Source organism: Methylobacterium oryzae, from assembly GCF_021398735.1.
Classification (GTDB): Bacteria; Pseudomonadota; Alphaproteobacteria; order Rhizobiales; family Beijerinckiaceae; genus Methylobacterium.
This window is the reverse complement of record NZ_CP090349.1, coordinates 1,867,905-1,887,702: the sequence shown is the minus strand read 5'-3', so window position 1 is coordinate 1,887,702 and position 19,798 is coordinate 1,867,905. Positions and strand designations below refer to the sequence as shown.

Here is a 19,798-nt window from a genome sequence, read left to right as displayed (position 1 = left end):
GCGGCGCCCAGTTCCTACGCCCCGGCTAGGGCCCCGAACGCCGCCGCGACGCCGGCGGCGCCGGGATCCTGGACACCGGCGAGATCCCCGGCCGCGAGGTAGCTGGAGCGGCCCGCGCCGGCGCGATCCATGCCGGCCGTGGCCTCGGCGCCGGCCCGGGCCGCCGTCGCGGCGGCCGCGAGATCGCCGCCCGTCAGGGCCTCGACGGCGGGGATCAAGGCGTCGAGTAGGGTGCGGTCGCCCGCCCGGGCGCCGCCGTACCCCTGGACGCGCGCCACGCCCTGCCCGAGAGCCTCGGGCCACGCGGCGCCGTCGGCGAGGGCCGAGGCCGTCGCGGCGAAGAAGATCGATCCGAGCACGCCGCTCGATCCGCCGACCGCGCGCCCGATCCGCTCGGCGAGCGCCCGGCACAGGGCCGCGGGCTCCGCCTGCGGCAGCCGGTCGAGATCGGCCAGGACGGCGCGGGCCGCGCCCGCGAAGGTCGTGCCGGCGTCGCCGTCCCCGACCTTGGCATCGAGGCCGTTCAGGGTGTCCTCGGCCCCGATCAGGGCCTCGGCGACGGCCCGGATCCGGGCGGCGGTGACGGCGTCGTGCGACGGCGCGAAGGCCTCGCCCGCGAGTCCCTCGGGCACCGGCCGCAGGATCGGCGGCGCGACCCGCACCGCCGCGGGCCAGGCCGGGACCGGGACTGGCTCCGACAGGGCGCGCTCCAGCGCGTCGTCGAGCGGCAGGACCGACAGCGAGGCACCGTGCATGTCGAGCGCCGTCATCAGCGGCGCGGGCCCGAGCAGCAGGCCGACGCGCCGCCCCAGGTCGGTGGCGAGCACGGCGCGGGTGAGAACCTGCATCTCGAGCGCGGAGGCGGAGCCGAGATTGTTCACGAGCAGCGCCAGCCGGTCCGCACCTTCGACGGCCCGCGCGAGACGATCGGCCATCAGCTCGGCGAGGTCGCTGGCCTTCGGCAGCGCGATGCGCTCCGCGCCGGGCTCGCCGTGGATGCCGAGGCCGAGCTCGGCCTCTCCCTCCGCCAGCCGCTCGCTGCGCGGCGAGCCGGGGATCGTGCAGGTGGAGACCGCGATGCCGAGCGACTTCGCCGCCCCGGCCGCCCGGCGGGCGAGCGACGCCACGGTCTCGAGCGGTTCCCCGGCCTCCGCGGCGTGACCCGCCACCTTGTGGACGAACAGCGTCCCGGCGACGCCGCGCGGCTGCTTGGCGTCCGGCAGCGCGATGTCGTCCGCGACGATCACGGTCTCGACCCTGTGGCCCAGCGCCCGGGCGCGCTCGGCGGCGAGCCCGAAATTCAGCCGGTCACCCGCGTAGTTCTTGATGACGAGCAGGCACCCCGCCGGCCCCGTCACCGCGAGGATCCCGGCTAGCACCGCGTCGACGCTCGGCGAGGCGAAGACGTCGCCGCAGACAGCGGCGCTGAGCAGGCCCGGTCCCACGAAGCCCGCATGGGCCGGCTCGTGGCCGGAGCCGCCGCCGGAGATGACCGCGACCTTCCCGGGATCCGGAGCGGCGCGGAGGACGACGCGGATGCCCGGGTCGCCGTCGAGCCGTGCCAGGCGTCCGCCGCTCGCGGCGACGAGGCCGTCGACGGCGTCGTTGACCAGGGTGGAGCGGGCGTCGATGAAGTGGGCCATGGCGTGACCTTAGATGGGGCCGGTCCGCGATTCGGCGCCGGCGGATCCGCGCGCATTCTCGGCGTCGTCGAGCTCTGCTGGCAACGGTCTCCGTCCTCGCGAGCACAGCGCAGCGATCCGGCCCGCGCCACGCCGACCGAGGTCCCGCCGCCCCGGCGCGCTTCGCTGCGCGCGCGACGACGACGGTCCTGCCCGTCCCCTATTCCTTCACGGCGCCGGTGAGCGCGGAGACGTAGTACTCGACGAAGAACGAGTAGAGGATCACCAGCGGCAGCGAGCCGAGCAGCGCGCCGGCCATCAGCGACCCCCACTTGTAGACGTCGCCATCCACGAACTCGCTCACCACGGCGATGGGCACCGTCTTGTTCTGCGTCGAGGACAGGAAGGTTAGCGCGTAGATGAACTCGTTCCAGCACAGGGTCAGCGAGAAGATCCCCGCCGAGATCAGCCCCGGGAAGGCGAGCGGCAGGATGATCTTGGTGAGGATCTGCCACCGGCTGGCGCCGTCCATCAGCGCGCATTCCTCCAGCTCGTAGGGAATGGTCTTGAAGTAGCCCATCAGGAGCCACGTCGAGAACGGGATCAAGATCGTCGGGTAGGCGAGGATCAGGGCGATCGGCGAGTCGAACAGGCCGTAGGCCTGGATGATCGTGGCGAGCGGGATGAACAGGATCGAGGGCGGCACGAGGTAGGCGAGGAAGATCGCCGCCCCGACCCAGCCGGCGCCCCGGTAGCGCACGCGGACGCAGGCGTAGGCGGCGAGCACGCTCGCGAACAGCGACAGCACGGTCGCCGCCACCGACACGTACATCGTGTTCCAGAGCCAGCGCGGATACTGCGTCTCGAAGAGGAGCTTGTTGATGTGCTTGAGCGTCGGATCCACGACCCAGAACGGGTTGAACCGCTCCATGTCGATCAGCTGTTCGTCCGGTTTGATGGCCGTCAGCGCCATCCAGTAGAACGGGAACAGCAGCACGGCGAGGATGAGGAGGAGCGGCAGGTAGGTCGTCACGAGCCGCCGGGGCAGGCGCTCGAGATAGGCCATGCCCTCCGAATTGTCCGTGAGCCCGGCGGGCCGCGCCTCCAGCACGGAGTTGAGATGCGGATCGGCGTGGGCCGGCGGTGCGGGCGCGCTCATCGGTCGTTCCCCCCGGATTGCCAGGCCCTGCGCTGCAGGCCGAACCACGAGATGCCGATGGCCGCGAGCAGGAACGGCACCATGGCGGTGGCGATGGCTGCGCCCTCGCCGAGCGTCCCCGAGAGGATGCCGCGCTGGTACGACAGGGTCGCCATCAGGTGGGTGGCGTTCACCGGGCCGCCGCGCGTCATGGCCCAGATCAGCTGGAAATCGGTGAAGGTGAACAGCACCGAGAAGGTCATCACGACCGCGATGATCGGGGTCAGCAGCGGCAGGGTGATCCGCGAGAAAATCTGCCAGTTGGAGGCGCCGTCCAGCGTCGCGGCCTCGTAGAGCGAGGGCGAGACCGTCTGGAGACCGGCGAGCAGCGTGATGGCGATGAACGGCACGCCCCGCCAGATGTTGGCGAAGATCACGCAGGCCCGCGCCATGGCGGGATCGCCGAGGAAGTCGATGTTGCCGTCGATCACCCCGAGATGGCGCAGCGACCAGGAGATGATCGAGAACTGGCTGTCGAAGATCCACCAGAACGCGATGGCCGACAGCACGGTCGGCACAACGAACGGGATCAGCACGATCGACCGGATGATCGACTTGAACGGCATGTTCTTGTTGAGCAGCAACGCGAGGTAGAGCCCGACCCCGAACTTCACCACGGACGCCACCGCCGTGTAGAGGCAGGTGTTGAACACCGAGAGCCAGAAGACGTCGTCGTCCCAGAGCCACTCGTAGTTCTCCAGGCCGACGAAGACCCCGTCTCGGCCGATCCGCGCGTTGGTGAAGGACAGCCAGATGCCCTTCAGGAGCGGGTAGGCCAGGAACAGGCCGAGGATCAGCGCCGTCGGCAGCATGAACCAGAACCCCGCCCAGCCCCGGCTGGCGCGGACGCGCTGCCAGGCCGAGCGGGTGGGGATTGCGGCCGGGGCGGGCTGCGTCAGGGCCGTGTGCGCCATCGTCTCGCCTCCGGCGGGTGCGGTCAGGTGTTCCGGAAGATGCGGGTGGCGGCGCGCTCGGCGTTCTTGATGGCGCCCTTCACGTCCTCGCGGCCGGTGCAGTGACTGGCGAACATGTCGACGATCACGAAGTCGGCCAGCACCGCGGCGATCCGCTCGCTCACCGGCGCGAGGCCGCCCGCCGCCAGGGAGCGCCGTCCCGCCTCGGCGAAGACCGCGTTCTTCGGGTCGCTCGTCCAGATCGGGTTCTTCGGATAGTTCGACAGCGGCTCGCAGAGGTAGCCCTGGGCCGCCTCCAGCCAGGGATTGTAGTTCGCCGCCTCCATCATGAAGGCGATGAAGGCCTTACAGGCGTTCGGCGCCTTGGAGTACTTGAAGGCCAGGATCGGGAAGGCGAGCTGGAACTCGGTGGGCTTGCCGACCGGGCCGATCGGCCAGACCGCGTGGTCCATGTCCTCGGCGAGCTTCGGGTTGTCCTTCTTGGCCGCCGCGTAGATCGAGATGCCGTTGTTGGTCAGGTACAGGTCGCCGGCCAGGAACGCCTTGTTGTTCGACGAGTCGTTCCACGACACCGTGCCGGGCACGAAGGTCTCGTACAGGGACTTGACGTATTCGAGCGCCTTGGCGGTCTCGGGCGAGTTGATGACGATCTTCTCGTTGGCGTCGACGAGGTTGCCGCCGTGCGACCAGAGCGCCCAGTGGCACCACGTGTTGCCGTCGCCGGTCGCATGGCCGAGGGCGAAGCCGGCGGGCGTGTTGTTCTTCTTCAAGCCGCGGCAGAGTTCGAGGAAGCCCGCCGTGTCGGTGGGGAACTTGTCGAACCCGGCCTTCTTCATCGCCGAGATGCGGTAGTTCGGATAGCCGCCGTTGAACGCCACGGGGATCGCGATCCACTTGCCCTTGACCTTGCCGTAGGCCTCGGCCGACGGGAACCAGGGGCCGTACTTCTTGCCGAGGGATTCCGCCACGTCCTCGAGCGGCAGGCACTTGTCGGGGAAGAGCGCCGGGAACGAGAACAAACCCCAGACCATGTCGGGCCCTTGGCCCGTGTTGGCGGCGACGGACGCCTTGGGCTGGATGTCGTCGAACGACTCGTTGGTCACCGTGACCTTGACGCCCGTCGCCTTGGTGAAGGCGTCGACGAGCTTCATGAAGGCCTCGTCCTCGGCCGGCACGAAGCGCTTCCAGCGCAGGAGCGACAGGCTCGCCCCCGGCTCGGGCTTCCACTCCGCGTTCTGCGCCCAGGCCTTGGCGAAGCCGAGGAGGTCGCCGCCGGCGGCGAGGCCTGTCGCTGCGGCGCCCGCGAGGAGGGACCGGCGATCGAGAACGGACATCGTTTCTTCTCCCTCGGTGATCGTGATCCTGGAGGCGCCGCGCGCCTCGAATCCGCGTCGGATCCGACGCGGGTCAGTTCGGCAGGCGACGGCCGGTCTCGGCGTCGAAGAAGTGCACGCGGTTCGGCCGCAGGGAGATCGTCTCGCCCGGCCGCTCGCGCACGCGCTCGCGCAGCACGCAGGTGAGGTCCTGGCCCCCGGCCCGCACCGCCAGCATGGTCTCGGAGCCGGTCGGCTCCACGACGACGACCTCCGCGGCGATCCCCTCGGGCGCGAGGTCGAAATGCTCGGGGCGGACGCCCAGGATGAGCGGCCGACCGTCGACCCCAGAGGGCGCGTCGGCGAGCGGGATCGACAGGCCGGTCTCGGTGGTGAAGGTCAGACGCCCGTTCGCCCGGACCTTGCCGGGCATGAAATTCATGGCCGGCGAGCCGATGAAGCCGGCGACGAACAGGTTGTCGGGCCGGTCGTAGAGCTCGAGGGGCGGCCCGATCTGCTCCACGACCCCGTCGTGCATCACCACGATCCGGTCGGCCATGGTCATGGCCTCGATCTGGTCGTGGGTGACGTAGATCGTCGTCGTCTTCAGGCGCTGGTGCAGCTCCTTGATCTCGGTGCGCATCGCCACGCGGAGCTTGGCGTCGAGGTTGGACAGCGGCTCGTCGAACAGGAAGACCTGCGGGTCGCGCACGATCGCCCGGCCCATGGCGACGCGCTGGCGCTGGCCGCCCGAGAGCTGGCGCGGGTAGCGGTCCAGCAGGGGAGCCAGCCCGAGGATCTGGGCGGCCTTGTTGACCCGGAGATCGATCTCGGAGGCCGGCGCCTTCCGGATCCGCATCGAGAACGCCATGTTCTCGCGGACGGTGAGATGCGGATAGAGGGCGTAGTTCTGGAACACCATGGCGATGTCCCGCTCCTTGGGCGGCACATCGTTCACCACGCGCTCGCCGATGCGGATCTCGCCGCCGGAGATGTTCTCGAGCCCGGCGATCATCCGCAGGAGCGTTGATTTCCCGCAGCCCGACGGGCCGACCAGGATCACGAATTCACCGTCCCGGATATCCACCGACACGCCGTGCAGGACATTCGTCGATCCGAAAGCCTTGCGAACCTCGCGGATTCCCACCGAGGCCATGCTTCCTCCCGATCAAGGCCGCTCTGTCGGCGGCTCTAGGGCAGTAGTACAAATGAGGGTTCGCGGGAAAGCAAGCCGGCCTCCTGGCAAAGCTGCAGATAATCTTGGATCTGTCAGGCGAGCCCCCCGGCGCCCGTGACGAGCGCGGCCCGGTGAAACTTCCGGCGGGATGACGGGCGGCGCGGAATGCTATGGGATCGCGCGCCGGCCGCGGTCCCGGAACCGGGCCCGTCGCGCGCGGACATCTCGGGGTCACACATTCAGGGGCATGAGCACATGTCGTTATCGGGCCTGACCGCGCGGGAGATCCTGCCCGCCGACGGATGCCGGGGCGCCCTCGTGGGCCGGGTGTGGCGGCCGGACGTGGCCGGTCCGAGCGTCGTGGCGATCCGCGCCGACGCGGACGGTGCGGCCCGAATCGTCGACGTTACCGCCGCCTTCCCCACCGTCAGCGACCTGTGCGAGGCCCGAGACCCCGCCGCCGCCCTGCGCGGCGCCCAGGGCGAGGACCTCGGCAGCCTCGACGCGGTGCTGGCCAACACGCCGCCGGACGCGCGCGACGCCACCAAGCCCTGGCTCCTGGCCCCGGTCGACCTCCAGGCCCTGAAGGCGGCGGGCGTGACCTTCGCCACCTCGATGCTGGAGCGGGTGATCGAGGAGCGCGCACGCGGCGATCTCGCCGCCGCGGCGGCGATCCGCGCCGAGGTCGAGCGCCTGGTCGGGCACGACCTGCGCCGGTTGAAGCCCGGCTCGCCCGAGGCCATGGCCCTCAAGGAGGTGCTGGTCGCGCAGGGCGCCTGGAGCCAGTATCTGGAGGTGGGCATCGGCCCGGACGCCGAGATCTTCACCAAGGCGCAGCCGCTCTCGGCCGTCGGCTGCGGCGCGGATGCGGGCCTGCACCCGGACTCGCACTGGAACAACCCCGAGCCCGAGGTGGCGCTCGCGGTCGCCTCCGACCAGCGGATCATCGGGGCGACGCTCGCCAACGACGTGAACCTGCGCGACTTCGAGGGCCGGTCGGCGCTGCTCCTCGGGAAGGCCAAGGACAACAACGCCTCCTGCGCCGTGGGGCCGTTCCTGCGCCTGTTCGACGGGACATTCGGCCTCGACGACGTGCGCCGCACGACCGTGACCCTCGAGGTGACCGGCACGGACGGCTTCCGGCTGGAGGGCACCTCGCCGCTCTCCGAGATCAGCCGCGACCCGGAGGAGCTGGCGGAGGCGCTGATGGGGCGGACGCACGACTACCCCGACGGCGCCCTCCTCCTTCTCGGCACCATGTTCGCGCCGATCCAGGACCGGCACGGGCCGGGCCTCGGCTTCACCCACGCCGACGGCGACCGCGTCGTGGTGGCGAGCCCGGAACTCGGCAGCCTCGTCAACCGCATGCGCCGCTGCGACGCCTGCGAGCCCTGGACCTTCGGCGCCCGCGCGCTCATGCGGAACCTCGCCGCGCGCGGGATTCTGTGACAGAGCGGCCACCGGACCGAGCCCCGAGATGATGCCGATGACCGACACCGCCTTCCTCGACCGCCTCGCCGCGATCGTCGGACCGTCCGGTCTCGTCACCGGCGCGGAGCTGCGGGGACGCTCGGCTAATTGGACGCGCCCGACCGAGCCCTGCGCCGCGCTGGCGCTGGTCCGCCCGCGCAGCACGGAGGAGACCGGCGCCGTCATGGCCGCCTGCCACGCGGCGGGCGTCGCGGTGGTCCCGCGGGGCGGCGCCACCGGCCTCGTCGACGGCACGCTCTGCCAGCCCGACGAGATCACCCTGTCGACCGAGCGCATGACCGGCATCGAGCCGGTGGACCCGCTCGGCATGACGGTGGTGGTCGGCACCGGCGCGACCCTCGAGAGCGTGCAGGACGCCGCGTCCGCGGCGGGCCTGTTCTTCCCCCTCGATCTCGGGGCCCGCGGCTCGGCGACGATCGGCGGCGCGATCTCCACCAACGCGGGCGGCCTGCGGGTGCTGCGCTACGGCATGATGCGCGAGATGGTGCTCGGCCTGGAGGCGGTGCTCGCCGACGGCACGGTCGTGTCGTCGATGCGGCCGCTCATCAAGAACAATACCGGGCTCGACCTCAAGCAGCTCTTCCTCGGCACCGAGGGCACGATGGGCATCGTCACGCGGGCGGTCATCCGCCTGCGGCCGGAGCCCGCCGGCTACGCGACGGCGCTGATCGCGTGCCCCGGGGTCGACGACGGCGCGCGGGTGCTGCGGGCGGCGCAGAGCGCCTTCCAGGGGCGTGTCTCCTCGTTCGAAGGCCTGTGGCCGGACTTCTACCGGCTGATGACGGCACCCGGGCGCGCGACCCCGCCGCTGGGACCGGACTACCCGTTCTACGCGATCATCGAGGTCGAGTGCGTCCCCGAGGAATCGGACCGGTTCCTCGGCCTGCTGGAAGGGCTGATGGGAGACGGCACGATCCTCGACGCCGTGGTCGCCGCCTCGGAGGAGCAGCGCCGTGGCATGTGGCGGATCCGCGACCGCGTCGAGCACCTGAACGCCGACGGGATCGACCGGGCCTTCGACGTGAGCGTGCCGCTCGCGCGGATGGACGGCTACGTCCGCGGCGCGCTCGACCGGCTCGCGGCGATCCCGGGCTGCCGGGCGGTCGTCTACGGGCATATCGGCGACAACAACCTCCACTGGAACACCACCCGCCTCGACGCCGCCGGCAACGCGGCGATCGATGCGGCGATCTACGAGCCGCTGGCGGAGCTGAACGGCTCCGTCTCGGCGGAGCACGGGATCGGGCTCGAGAAGCGGGCCAAGCTGAAGCTGTCACGCTCGCCCGAGGAGATCGCCGTCATGCGGCTCGTGAAGCGGGCGCTCGATCCGGACAACCGGCTGAACCCGGGCAAGATCTTCTGAGGGCTCCGCCGTGGCGATCCGTCTGGCGGTGCGCCTGACGCCGCGCGGGGGGCGCGACGCCGCTGAGGGCTGGGCCCGGGACGAGAAGGGGCAGCCCTACCTGAAGGTCCGCGTCGCCGCCCCGCCGGTCGAGGGCGCGGCCAATGAGGCGCTCGTCGCGCTGATCGCCAAGGCGCTGAAGGTCAGCCGCGGCTCGGTCCGCATCGTGACCGGCGAGCAGAGCCGGCTGAAGATCCTGGAGATCGACGGCGTCGCGCAGGCGGATCTGGATCGCGTGTTCGGTTCGCCGTGAGCGCTCGCCTACGTCTTTGCGAGCGCAGCGAAGCAATCCAGTGTTGCGCGCGATCGGAGGCCTGAGGCGCGCCTGGATTGCTTCGCTGCGCTCGCAAGGACGGAAGAGCCTGAACGTCAGCCGCTCTCGGACGATGCGTCCCACCTTCCGCGACGCATCGTCCATCGACTGATCGATCAGAACGCGACCTTGTCGCCGCCCTTCAGCGCCAGCATCTCGCGCGCCTCGTCGGGCGAGGCGACCGCGAGGCCCAGCCCCTCGATGATCGCGCGCACCCGCCGGACCTGCGCGGCGTTGGTCTCGGCGAGCTTGCCCGGACCGTCCCAGAGGCTGTCCTCGAGGCCGACGCGGACGTTGCCGCCCATCGCGGCCGCCATGGCGGCGATGTTCATCTGGTTGCGGCCCGCGCCCAGCACCGACCAGCGGTACTGATCGCCGAATAGACGGTCGGCGGTGCGCTTCATGTGCATCACGTCGTCCGGATGCGCGCCGATCCCGCCCTGCAGGCCGAAGACCGTCTGGATGAACAGCGGCGCCTGCACCAGCCCGCGGTCGAAGAAGTATTTCAGGTTGTAGAGATGCGCGGTGTCGTAGCACTCGAACTCGAACTTCGTCCCGTTCGGGCCGCAGGTCGTCAGGATGTGCTCGATCTGGCCGAACGTGTTGCGGAAGATGATGTCCTTGTTGCCGAGATAGTCCCGCTCCCACTGGTGCTTCAGGTCCTTGAATCGGTCGAGCATGCCGAACAGGCCGAAATTCATCGAGCCGAGGTTCAGCGAGGCGACCTCCGGCTGGAAGGTCGCGGCCGGGCGCACACGCTCCTCGATCGACATGGTCGGCGCGCCGCCGGTGGTGATGTTCACCACGCAGTTCGTGCGCTGCTTGATCACCGGCAGGAACTTGGCGAAGGCCTCGGGTGTCTGGTCGGGCTGGCCGTTCTCCGGGTTGCGGGCGTGCAGGTGGACGATGGCGGCGCCGGCCTCGGCGGCACCGATGGCCGCGTCGGCGATCTCCTCGGGCGTCACGGGCAGGTGCGGCGACATGCTGGGCGTGTGGATCGCGCCCGTCACCGCGCAGGTGATGATGACTTTCCGCTGTGAGGCCATGCTCAGTCCTTCCGTGAAGCCTTGTGGGCGCGGAGCGCCGCCAGCCGCGCGTCGCGGCGGTTCATGCGTGCGGGCAGATCGGTCGGCGGTTGCCACTTGGCCAGGATCGCCTCGGTGGCCGGCGCCTCGTAGACCGAGGGTGGCGCCGGGTCGGCGGCGAGGCTCTTGTAGAAACCGGTGTAGCGCGCGCAGTAATCGGCGATGCCGCCGGGCGCGTTGAGCTCGATCGTCTCGAACGGACCCATGAAGCTCCAGCGCAGGCCGAGGCCGTCCGCGACGGTCTTGTCGAGGTCCTGCGGGGTGACGTAGCCCTCCGAGGCGAGGCGGAACGCCTCCGCCAACAAGGCGCCCTGGAGCCGGTTCAGGATGAAGCCCTCGATCTCCTTCAACACGGTGATCGGGACCTGCCCGATCTGCTCGTAAACCTGACGGGCCCGCGCCAGTGCCTCGGGCGCCGTCCACGGCGCGCCGGAGATCTCCACCAGCGGGATCAGGTGCGGCGGGTTCACCGGATGGCCGACGAGGCACCGGGCCCGACCGGGCAGATCCTCGGTGAACAGGGAGCAGCGGATCGCCGAGGAGGACGAGGCGATGACGGCCTCCCGCGGCGTCGCGGCGTCGAGGTCCGCGAAGAGGCTCCGCTTCACCTCCAGCCGCTCCGGTCCGTTCTCCTGCACGAAGGCGACGCCGTCGAGGGCGGCCGCGAGCGTGCCGGCCGCGCGGATGCGCGCCGCGGCACCCGCGGGATCCGCGCAGAGGTCATTCGCCGCCAGGGTCCGCAGCCCCTCGGCGCAGAGCGGGATCGCGGCCTCGGCGACGCCCGCCGCGGGATCGAACAGGCGCACGTCCCAGCCGGCACGGGCGAAGATCATCGCCCAGGCCCGGCCGATCAGGCCGGCGCCGACGATCGCGACGCTCTCGGTCATAGCCACAGCACCTTCCGCCTCAACTCCTGATCCTCGCGCAGGAGACGCGACTCGCCCGTCCACTGCACGCTGCCGCGCTCCAGGGCGACGGTGCGGTCGGACAGCGCCAGGGCGAGGTCGAGGTGGTGGTCCACCAGGATGATCGCGATCTCCCGGCGGAGCCGGTCGAAGGCCTCGAACAGCTCTTCCGTCACGGCCGGCGACAGGCCCTCGAAGGGCTCGTCGAGGAGGAGGAGCCGCGTGTCCCCCGAGAGGGCGCGGGCCACCGCCACCATCTGCTGCTCGCCGCCGGACAGGCGGGCCGCGTCGACGGTCCAGCGCTCCTTCAGGCGAGGGAAGAACTCGAGGACCTTCTCCTCGTCCCAGTGGATGCCGGCGCCGGTGAGCCGCCGCAGCCGGCCGAGGCCCAGATTCTCCGCGACGGTCATGCCGGCGAACAGCGCCCGCCCCTGCGGGACGTAGCCGATCCCGAGCCGGGCGATCCGGTCGGGCGACAGGCCGGCGATGTCCTTGCCGGCGAGGACGATCCGGCCGGCGGCCGGCGGCGCGGTGCCGATCAGGGTCTTGAGCAGTGTCGACTTGCCGGCCCCGTTGCGTCCGAGGAGCGCCACGACCTCGCCCCGGCGCACCGCCAGGTTCACCCCGTTCAGGATGTGCGATTTGCCGTAGAAGGTGTCGACGCCCTCCATGGCGAGCAGCGTCTCGGCCTCGGCGGCGCTGGCGCGCGGCTTCGCGGCGATCGCCGCCGTGCCCGAGCCGAGATAGACCGCCTGCACCCGATCGTCGTCCCGGGCGTCCGCGACCGAGCCGTCGACCAGCACGGCGCCGTCGGCCATCACGGTGACGCGGTCGGCGAGGCGGAAGACGCGGTCGATGTCGTGCTCGACGAGGAGCACCGGGATGTCGGCCGAGAGCGCCTTGATCAGGTCGCCGACCCGCTCGCGCTCGGCCGCCGCGAGCCCGGCGAGGGGCTCGTCGAGCAGCAGCACGCGCGGCCGCGTGGCCAGGGCCAGCCCCATGTCGAGCAGCCGCTGGCCGCCGTAGGACAGGCTGCCGGCCTCGGCCCGCTCGATGCCGGACAGGCCGGTCCAGCGCAGCAGCTCGGCGGTGTCGTCGGCGATCTCGCGGACGGCCAGCGCGTCCCGCCAGGGACTGAAATGCGCGGCGTGCCGGGCCTGCACCGCGAGGCGAACGTTCTCCTCCACGGAGAGGCCCGGGAACAGGTTGGTGATCTGGAACGAGCGGCCGATCCCGGCGCGGGTGATGGCGTGCGGCTCCAAGCCGGCAATCTCGCTTCCGTCGAGTCGGATGCTGCCGCCGCTCGGGCGGAACATCCCGGACAGCAGGTTGAAGGCGGTGGTCTTGCCGGCGCCGTTCGGTCCGATCAGGGCGTGGAGCGTCCGGTCGGCCACCGCGAAGGACACGCCGCGCACCGCCTTCACGGGCCCGAAGCTCTTCCGGATCTCGTCGGCGACCAGCACCGGGCCGTCGCCGCGCCCCTCCGCGATGAAGCGGGCCGGGACGCGGCCCGAGGCGCCGGCGCGGCGGGCCGACATGGCCGCGCCCTCGGTCGGGACGCGCCGGAACGGCTTGAGCAGCCGCGCCGCGATGCCGACGAGGCCGTCCGGCGAGAACACGATGAAGGCGACGAACAGCAGGCCGAAATACAGCAGCCAATCGGCGGTGTAGATCGACAGGAACTCGCGGAAGAGGATGTAGAACAGCGCCCCGAGCGCCGGCCCGAGGAACGAGCGCATCCCGCCGATCACCACCATGGCGAGCAGCTCTCCCGAGAAGGCGATGGAGATCGGGTCGGCCGAGGTGAAGCGGTGGCTGTAGGCCGCGAGCGCCCCCGCCAGCCCGGTGATCGTCGCCGAGATCACGAAGGCCGCGAGCTTGTAGCGGTTGGTGGCGTAGCCGAGGAATCCCGCGCGCTGCTCGTTCTCGCGGATCGCCACCAGGACGGTGCCCATGGGCGAGCGCCGGAAGCGCCACAGGGCGATCAGGACCGCGAAGGCGATACCGGACACCGCGGCGTAGTAGGCGCCGGGCTCCTGCAGCGCCGCCCAGCGGTGCAGGTTTCCGATGCCGTTCTCGCCACCGGTGAGGTCGGTCCAGCGGAACGCGATGGCGTAGAGCATCGCCGTGAACGCGAGGGTCAGGAGCGAGAAGTAGACGCCCCGCCGCCGGAGGATCAGGCCGCCGGCGGCGAGGGCCGCGAGCCCGGTGATCGCCAGGGCGCCGAGGAGCGGCAGGGCCATGTCGCCGGGGAAGAGGCGCATCTGGAGGATCGCCACCGCGTAGGCGCCGATCCCGAACCACGCCCCGTGGCCGAACGACGTGAGCCCGGTCCAGCCGACCAGGATGTTGAGGCCGAGCACCGCCAGGGCGAAGATCACCACGTCGGTGGCGGTGATCAGCGTCAGGCCGATCGCGTCGAGGGCGAAGGGCAGGACGATCAGGGCGGCGAGCGCCGCCCAGAGCTGGCGGCTCTCGCGCAGGATCAGGCCGCGCTGCGGCAGGGCGAGCGGCAGCGGCTCGGCGGTTCCGGACATGGGACGCTCTCCGCTCACTCGAACCGGGCGATGTGCTCGCCGAACAGGCCGCGCGGGCGCAGCAGCAGGACGAGCACCATGAGGGCGTAGACGGCGGCCTCGGTGGCCGGCGGGTAGGCGTAGGCGGTGAGGCCCCGGACCACGCCGACGATCAGCGCGGCGAGCACCACGCCCCAGAAGGAGCCGAGACCGCCGATCACCACGACCACGAAGGCGAAGGTCAGGATCTCGGCGCCCATGGCGGGCTGCACGCCCGTGACCGGCGCCATCATGGTCCCGGCGAGCGCCGCGAGCCCGACCGCGATCGTCACCACGGCGGTCATGTAGGGCCGGAGCGAGATGCCGAGCGCCGCGACCATGTCGGGGTTCTGCACGCCGGCCCGGACCACCCGCCCGAAGCTGGTGCGGGTCAGGAGCAGCCACAGGCCGGTGACGCAGGCGAGGGCCACGACGAGGATCGAGAGCCGGTAGCGCGAGTAGATCAGGTCGCCGATGAAGATCTGTCCGCGCAGCCAGCTCGGGATCCCGAACGGCACCGGCGCCGCCCCGAAGGCCATGCGCAGCGCCTGCTCCGCCACCATCGCGAGCCCGAAGGTGAGGAGCAGGCCGAGCGTCGGGTCGCCGCGGTAGAAGCGCCGGAGCAGGAACCGCTCGATCAGGAGGCCGAGCACCGCCACCGCGAGCGGCGAGGCGATGAGGGCGCCGCCGAAGCCGATGGTCGGCGTCAGCAGCACGGTCATGTAGGCGCCGATCGCGTAGAAGGCGCCGTGGGCAAGGTTCACGATCCCGCCGAGGCTGAAGATCAGCGACAGGCCCAGCGCGATCAGCAGGTATTGGACGCCAATCAGCAGGCCGTTGAGCACCTGCTCCAGGATGAAGACGAGCTGCATGGACGCCTCACGCCGGGAAGGTGCAGGCGTTCTCGTCGCGGGTCGTGGCGAGCACTTCCAGGCTCTCGCCGGGACCGGGCAGCGGGCCGGTCGAGGTGAAGATGTCGTAGGGGTTCTTGACCTGGTCCGCCGGCAGGGCGGTGATCGCGAACATCTCCTGCATCAGCTCGTGGTCCCAGGGGCGGAAATAGCCCTCGCGGACCTTGGCGATGTCGAACTTCGCGCCCGATTCCAGGTGCTCCACGACCTTGATCGACTCGGTCGATTTGAGCTCGTTCATCGATTGCGCGACGATCTTCATCGCCGTGTAGTCGCCCCAGCCCTGGTTCTCAGGCGGCTTCTTGTACTTGGCCTTGAAGGCGGCGACGAACTTCTTCGCCGAGGGCGAGTCGATCTGGTGGTGCCAGATCACCGGCCAGGTGCCGAGGAAGTTCCCCGGCCCGGCGCCCCAGGCCAGCGCCGTGTCGAAGCCGAAGCCGGCGACCGGGAACGGCAGGCCGAACTCGCTGTACTGTTTCAGGAAGTTGGTGATCTGCGCGCCCGCGAGGTTGCAGATCACGAGGTCCGGCTTGGCCTGACGGAGCTTGAGCAGGAACGGTGAGAAGTCGGTGAGCTCGGTCGGGATCAGATCCTCGCCGACGAGGGTGGCGTCGTTGGCGGCGAAGTACTTCTTGGCCTGCTTCAGGAGATCGTGGCCGAAGGCGTAGTCGGCGGTGAGCGCGTAGACCTTGCGCCCCTTGATCAGGCCCCGGTCGAGCAGTGCTCGGCCGCAGGCCCGCACCATCATGGTGTTCTGCGATTCGACGTGGAACATGAACCGCTTGCAGTCGGAGCCGCGCAGCGCGTCCGAGTTGGCGCCGGTGTTGATGAACAGGATCTTCTCGCGCTGGGCGACCTGGCTGATCGCCAGCGCGGAGGCCGAGTTGATCTCGCCGACGAGGCACGCCACGCGGTCGCGCTGGACCATGCGCTCGGCCTTGGCCGAGGCGGTCTGCGGGTTGACGCTGTCCTCCGACAGGAGCTCGACCTTCCGGCCCGCGATGCCGCCGGCGGCGTTGATCTCCTCCACCGCGAGCTGGGCCGCCTGCACGGCGAACTCGCCGAGCGGCCCGAGGAAGCCGGTCCGCGGCGTGAGGTGACCGATCCGGATCACCTCGGACTGCCCCTGGGAGAGCGCCGGGCTCGCGAGGGCCGGCGCGAGGAGCGCCGCGCCGCCGGCGCGCAGGAGGCTGCGGCGAGAAAGGGAATCCCCGTACCGGTCCGTCATCGTTCCGCTCCCGTGCGTGTCCTCCAGCCGGGTTGTTGTGGCGGGCTCTGACGGCCCTCACCCGAACTGTGATCACAGATCACTAGCGCGATAGTGCCGGATCCGTCTAGTGTCGGCATATGAATTCCACTTCGGCGCTGGCCGACCTGCCCCAGCTCGAGCGGCGGACCCTGTCCGACACCGTCTACGAGGCCCTGTCGGACCTGCTCGCCTCGGGGCGGCTGGCGCCGGGCGACCGGTTGTCCCTTCGGCAGAGCGCCGCGGCCCTCGGCGTCTCGGTCATGCCGGTGCGCGAGGCGGTGAGCCGGCTCGCGGCGGACGGCGTGCTGGAGGTGGCGCCGAATCGCGTGATCCGGGTGCCGGTCATGGGCGCGGCCGCGTTCCGGGCCCTGGTCGAGACCCGCATCGCGGTCGAGGGCATCGCGGTGGCGCGGGCGGCCGAGCGGCGGACGGCCGCCGAACTCGCGGCGATACGGAGCGCCGAGGCGGCCTTCCGGGCCGAGGCCGAGGCGGCGGAGCCCGACAGGGCGCGCGCCGTCCAGCTCAACCGCGACCTCCATTTCGCCATCTACGGCGCCTGCGGACTGGGACCCCTGCAGGAGATCATCGCGCGGCTCTGGTTGAAGGCGGGCCCGGTGATCAACCTGGATCTGCGCGCCCACCCGGAGCGCCTCCTCCAGGGCTTCGCTCTGCGCCGGCACGCCGAGGCCGTTTCGGCCATCGAGATCCGGGACGGCGCGGCAGCCGCGGCCGCGATCGCCGCCGACATCCGGGAAGCCGCGGAGTTCATCTTGACCCGCGGCGGATTGCGGGACGTTCAGGGAGAGGATTGATCATGGATCTGGGGATTGCCGGCCTGCGGGTCCTGGTGACGGCGGGCGCTGCCGGAATCGGTCGCGAGATCGTCGACGCCTTCCTGGACGAAGGCGCGCGCGTCTTCGCCTGCGATATCGACATAGACGCCTTGGCCGCGCTGCCGGACACCGTCGGGCGCAGCCGGACCGACGTCGCCGACCGCGACGCGGTCGCCGCGATGATGGACCAGGCGGTCGAGTTCCTCGGCGGCCTCGACGTGCTCGTCAACAATGCCGGGATCGCCGGTCCGACCGGCCGGGTCGAGGAGATCGCCCCCGAGGAGTGGGATCGCTGCCTCACGGTCTGCCTGACCAGCCAGTTCAACTGCGCGCGGCTGGCGGTGCCGCACCTCCGCCAGAGCGCCAACGCCTCGATCGTCAACCTCTCCTCGGCCGCGGGCAAGTTCGGCTTCGCGCTGCGCAGCCCCTACGCGGCCGCCAAGTGGGGGGTGATCGGCTTCACCAAGTCCCTGGCGATCGAGCTCGGCGGCGCGGGGATCCGGGTGAACGCGATCCTCCCGGGTCTCGTCGCCGGGGATCGCCAGCGCCGGGTACTCGAATCGAAGGCCCAGCAGCAGGGCACGAGCTTCGCCGACATGGAGGCGCGGGCGTTCTCGTTCGTGTCGGTGAAGGAGTACGTCACGGCGCGGCAGCTCGCCGACCAGATCCTGCTGCTCTGCTCGCCGCGTGGCCGGACGATCTCGGGGCAGGCCATTTCCATCGATGGTGACACCCGGATGCTGTCCTGAAATTAATCCAGCGCCGGAGATGCTGCGGCGGATCAATCCTCAGAGTATTGCAAGATCGAGCTCAGGGCGCCGCGACCGCGGCCGCGACGCCCGCCGCGGTAGCGGAAGACACGAGCCGGACCGCCAGCGCCGGCCCCAGGATGCGAGGAAGCGACCATGAGCGACAAACGCCGGATCACGCCCGCCGACCTGCGCTCGAAGGCCTGGTTCGACAACCCGCACAACCCGGGCATGACCGCCCTCTACTTGGAGCGCTACCTCAATTACGGGCTGACGCCGGAGGAGCTGCGGTCGGGCAAGCCCCTGATCGGCATCGCCCAGACGGGTTCCGACCTTTCGCCCTGCAACCGCCATCACGTCGAGCTCGCCAAGCGGGTGCGGGACGGCATCACGGCGGCCGGCGGCGTCGCCTTCGAGTTTCCCTGCCACCCGATCCAGGAGACCGGGAAGCGGCCGACCGCCTCGCTCGACCGGAACCTCGCCTACCTGTCGCTGGTGGAGGTGCTGTACGGCTACCCGCTCGACGGCGTCGTGCTGCTGACCGGCTGCGACAAGACCATGCCGGCCTGTCTGATGGCGGCGGCCACCGTCAACATCCCGGCGATCTCGCTGAACGTCGGGCCGATGCTCAACGGTTACTTCCAGAAGGAGCTGACCGGGTCCGGCACGATCGTCTGGAAGACGCGCGAGCGGCATGCCGCCGGCGACATCGACTTCCAGCAGTTCATGGACATCGTCGGGTCGTCGGCACCGTCCACGGGCCACTGCAACACGATGGGCACGGCCTCGACGATGAACGCCCTCGCCGAGGCGCTCGGCCTCGCGCTGCCCGGCTCGGCGGCGATCCCGGCGCCCTACCGCGAGCGCGGCCAGGCGGCCTACGCCACCGGCCAGCGGATCGTCGAGATGGTCTGGGAAGACCTCAAGCCCTCTGACATCCTGACCCGCGAGGCCTTCGAGAACGCGATCGTGGCCAACGCCGCGATCGGCGGTTCGACCAACGCGCCGATCCACATCAACGCCATCGCCAAGCATATCGGCGTGCCGCTGAGCTGCGACGACTGGGAACGGGTCGGGTTCGAGATCCCGCTGCTCGTGGACATGCAGCCCGCCGGCCGCTGGCTCGGCGAGGAGTATTTCCGCGCGGGCGGCCTGCCGGCGGTCTTCGCCGAGCTGATCGAGGCCGGGAAGGTCCACGAGGGTGCCCTGACCTGCAACGGCCGGACCGTCGGCGAGAACTACCGCGGGCGGCACAGCTGGAACCGCGACGTGATCCGCGCCTACGGCGAGCCGCTGATGGAGCGCGCCGGCTTCCTCAATCTCAAGGGGAGCCTGTTCGATTCCGCGATCATGAAGACCTGCGTGATCTCGGAGGAATTTGCCGCCCGCTACCTGCGCAATCCGAACGATCCGATGGCCTTCGAGGGGCGGGTGATCGTGTTCGACGGTCCCGAGGACTACCACACGCGGATCGACGACCCGGCGCTCGACATCGACGAGAACACCATCCTGATCATGCGCGGGGCCGGACCGATCGGCTATCCCGGCGCCGCCGAGGTGGTGAATATGCAGCCGCCCGGCGCCCTGATCCGGCGCGGCGTCACCTCGCTGCCCTGCATCGGCGACGGCCGGCAATCCGGCACCTCCGGCACGCCCGCCATCCTGAACGCGTCTCCCGAGGCGGCCGTGGGCGGCGGGCTGGCCCTGCTGCAGAGCGGCGACCGCATCCGCATCGATCTCAACCGCCGGAGCGCCGACATCCTGCTCCCGGCCGAGGAGATCGCGCGCCGGCGCTCGGATCTGGCGGCGCGCGGCGGATATCCCTACCCGGCGACGCAGACGCCCTGGCAGGAGATCTACCGCGATCAGGTCGACCAGCTCGACCAGGGCATGGTGCTGAAGGGCGCGGTGAAGTTCCAGAAGGTCGCGCAGGCCTCCGGGGTGCCGCGGGACAACCACTGAGGCCGTTACCAGAACCCGCCCGACGGGCGGACGCGGGGCTGCGACGGCCCGCGCGCCGGGCGAGGTTCGCGGCAGCCCGCGAGGCCCGGCGCAGTACAGGACTCCGGCCGCCCGCTGCC

General features: G+C 70.8%; 16 protein-coding genes. 6 read left to right on the top strand and 10 right to left on the bottom strand.

Annotated elements, in window-relative coordinates:
- Positions 1–14: 14 nt before the first annotated feature.
- The 5 genes from LXM90_RS09045 to LXM90_RS09025 all read right to left on the bottom strand — a co-directional run bounded on the left by LXM90_RS09045 (position 15) and on the right by LXM90_RS09025 (position 6,203).
- On the bottom strand, positions 15–1,643 hold the full coding sequence (locus tag LXM90_RS09045) for a dihydroxyacetone kinase subunit DhaK (RefSeq protein ID WP_020091918.1): 1,629 nt from the start codon (positions 1,641–1,643) through the stop codon (positions 15–17).
- A 199-nt stretch (positions 1,644–1,842) separates the two neighbouring features.
- Positions 1,843–2,688, bottom strand: a complete 846-nt coding sequence (locus LXM90_RS09040; RefSeq protein ID WP_234082978.1) for a carbohydrate ABC transporter permease — start codon at positions 2,686–2,688, stop codon at positions 1,843–1,845.
- Positions 2,689–2,777: 89 nt separating this feature from the next.
- The gene (locus tag LXM90_RS09035) at positions 2,778–3,734 is read right to left on the bottom strand and encodes a carbohydrate ABC transporter permease (RefSeq protein ID WP_020091916.1); all 957 of its coding nucleotides are present in this window, start codon (positions 3,732–3,734) and stop codon (positions 2,778–2,780) included.
- Between the two features lie 23 nt (positions 3,735–3,757).
- Positions 3,758–5,068, bottom strand: coding sequence for an ABC transporter substrate-binding protein (locus tag LXM90_RS09030; RefSeq protein ID WP_020091915.1), 1,311 nt, complete (start codon positions 5,066–5,068; stop codon positions 3,758–3,760).
- A 73-nt stretch (positions 5,069–5,141) separates the two neighbouring features.
- Entirely contained in the window at positions 5,142–6,203 is a 1,062-nt protein-coding gene (locus tag LXM90_RS09025) for an ABC transporter ATP-binding protein (RefSeq protein ID WP_020091914.1), read from the bottom strand.
- Positions 6,204–6,479: 276 nt separating this feature from the next.
- Between LXM90_RS09025 and LXM90_RS09020 the strand changes: the two genes are divergently transcribed.
- From LXM90_RS09020 to LXM90_RS09010, 3 genes are read left to right on the top strand one after another with little or no spacing between them, the layout of a single operon-like run.
- Entirely contained in the window at positions 6,480–7,673 is a 1,194-nt protein-coding gene (locus LXM90_RS09020; RefSeq protein WP_020091913.1) for a fumarylacetoacetate hydrolase family protein, read from the top strand.
- A gap of 37 nt (positions 7,674–7,710) precedes the next feature.
- Positions 7,711–9,078: an FAD-binding oxidoreductase gene (locus LXM90_RS09015; RefSeq protein ID WP_234082416.1), complete on the top strand. Its 1,368-nt coding sequence runs from the start codon at positions 7,711–7,713 to the stop codon at positions 9,076–9,078.
- Positions 9,079–9,088: 10 nt separating this feature from the next.
- Positions 9,089–9,370 (top strand): DUF167 domain-containing protein, encoded by a 282-nt coding sequence (locus tag LXM90_RS09010; protein ID WP_020091911.1) that lies wholly within the window; start codon positions 9,089–9,091, stop codon positions 9,368–9,370.
- 176 nt (positions 9,371–9,546) lie between these two features.
- On the opposite strand, the gene LXM90_RS09005 is transcribed toward LXM90_RS09010, so the two are convergent.
- The 5 genes from LXM90_RS09005 to LXM90_RS08985 are packed head-to-tail and all read right to left on the bottom strand — an operon-like array spanning position 9,547 to position 16,114.
- Positions 9,547–10,476 carry a 3-keto-5-aminohexanoate cleavage protein gene (locus tag LXM90_RS09005; protein WP_020091910.1) on the bottom strand — a complete coding sequence of 310 codons (930 nt, stop codon included), beginning with the start codon at positions 10,474–10,476 and terminating at the stop codon, positions 9,547–9,549.
- Between the two features lie 2 nt (positions 10,477–10,478).
- The gene (locus LXM90_RS09000) at positions 10,479–11,402 is read right to left on the bottom strand and encodes a 3-hydroxyacyl-CoA dehydrogenase (RefSeq protein ID WP_020091909.1); all 924 of its coding nucleotides are present in this window, start codon (positions 11,400–11,402) and stop codon (positions 10,479–10,481) included.
- Positions 11,399–13,957, bottom strand: a complete 2,559-nt coding sequence (locus LXM90_RS08995; RefSeq protein WP_020091908.1) for a branched-chain amino acid ABC transporter ATP-binding protein/permease — start codon at positions 13,955–13,957, stop codon at positions 11,399–11,401. The genes LXM90_RS09000 and LXM90_RS08995 overlap by 4 nt, the downstream gene beginning before the upstream one ends.
- 14 nt (positions 13,958–13,971) lie before the next feature.
- Positions 13,972–14,847 carry a branched-chain amino acid ABC transporter permease gene (locus LXM90_RS08990; RefSeq protein WP_020091907.1) on the bottom strand — a complete coding sequence of 292 codons (876 nt, stop codon included), beginning with the start codon at positions 14,845–14,847 and terminating at the stop codon, positions 13,972–13,974.
- Between the two features lie 7 nt (positions 14,848–14,854).
- Positions 14,855–16,114, bottom strand: a complete 1,260-nt coding sequence (locus LXM90_RS08985) for an ABC transporter substrate-binding protein (protein WP_020091906.1) — start codon at positions 16,112–16,114, stop codon at positions 14,855–14,857.
- Between the two features lie 119 nt (positions 16,115–16,233).
- Between LXM90_RS08985 and LXM90_RS08980 the strand changes: the two genes are divergently transcribed.
- The 3 genes from LXM90_RS08980 to LXM90_RS08970 all read left to right on the top strand — a co-directional run bounded on the left by LXM90_RS08980 (position 16,234) and on the right by LXM90_RS08970 (position 19,679).
- The gene (locus LXM90_RS08980) at positions 16,234–16,947 is read left to right on the top strand and encodes a GntR family transcriptional regulator (protein ID WP_020091905.1); all 714 of its coding nucleotides are present in this window, start codon (positions 16,234–16,236) and stop codon (positions 16,945–16,947) included.
- A 2-nt stretch (positions 16,948–16,949) separates the two neighbouring features.
- Positions 16,950–17,717, top strand: coding sequence for an SDR family oxidoreductase (locus LXM90_RS08975; RefSeq protein WP_020091904.1), 768 nt, complete (start codon positions 16,950–16,952; stop codon positions 17,715–17,717).
- A gap of 156 nt (positions 17,718–17,873) precedes the next feature.
- Entirely contained in the window at positions 17,874–19,679 is a 1,806-nt protein-coding gene (locus LXM90_RS08970; protein ID WP_020091903.1) for an IlvD/Edd family dehydratase, read from the top strand.
- The last annotated feature ends 119 nt before the right edge of the window (positions 19,680–19,798 follow it).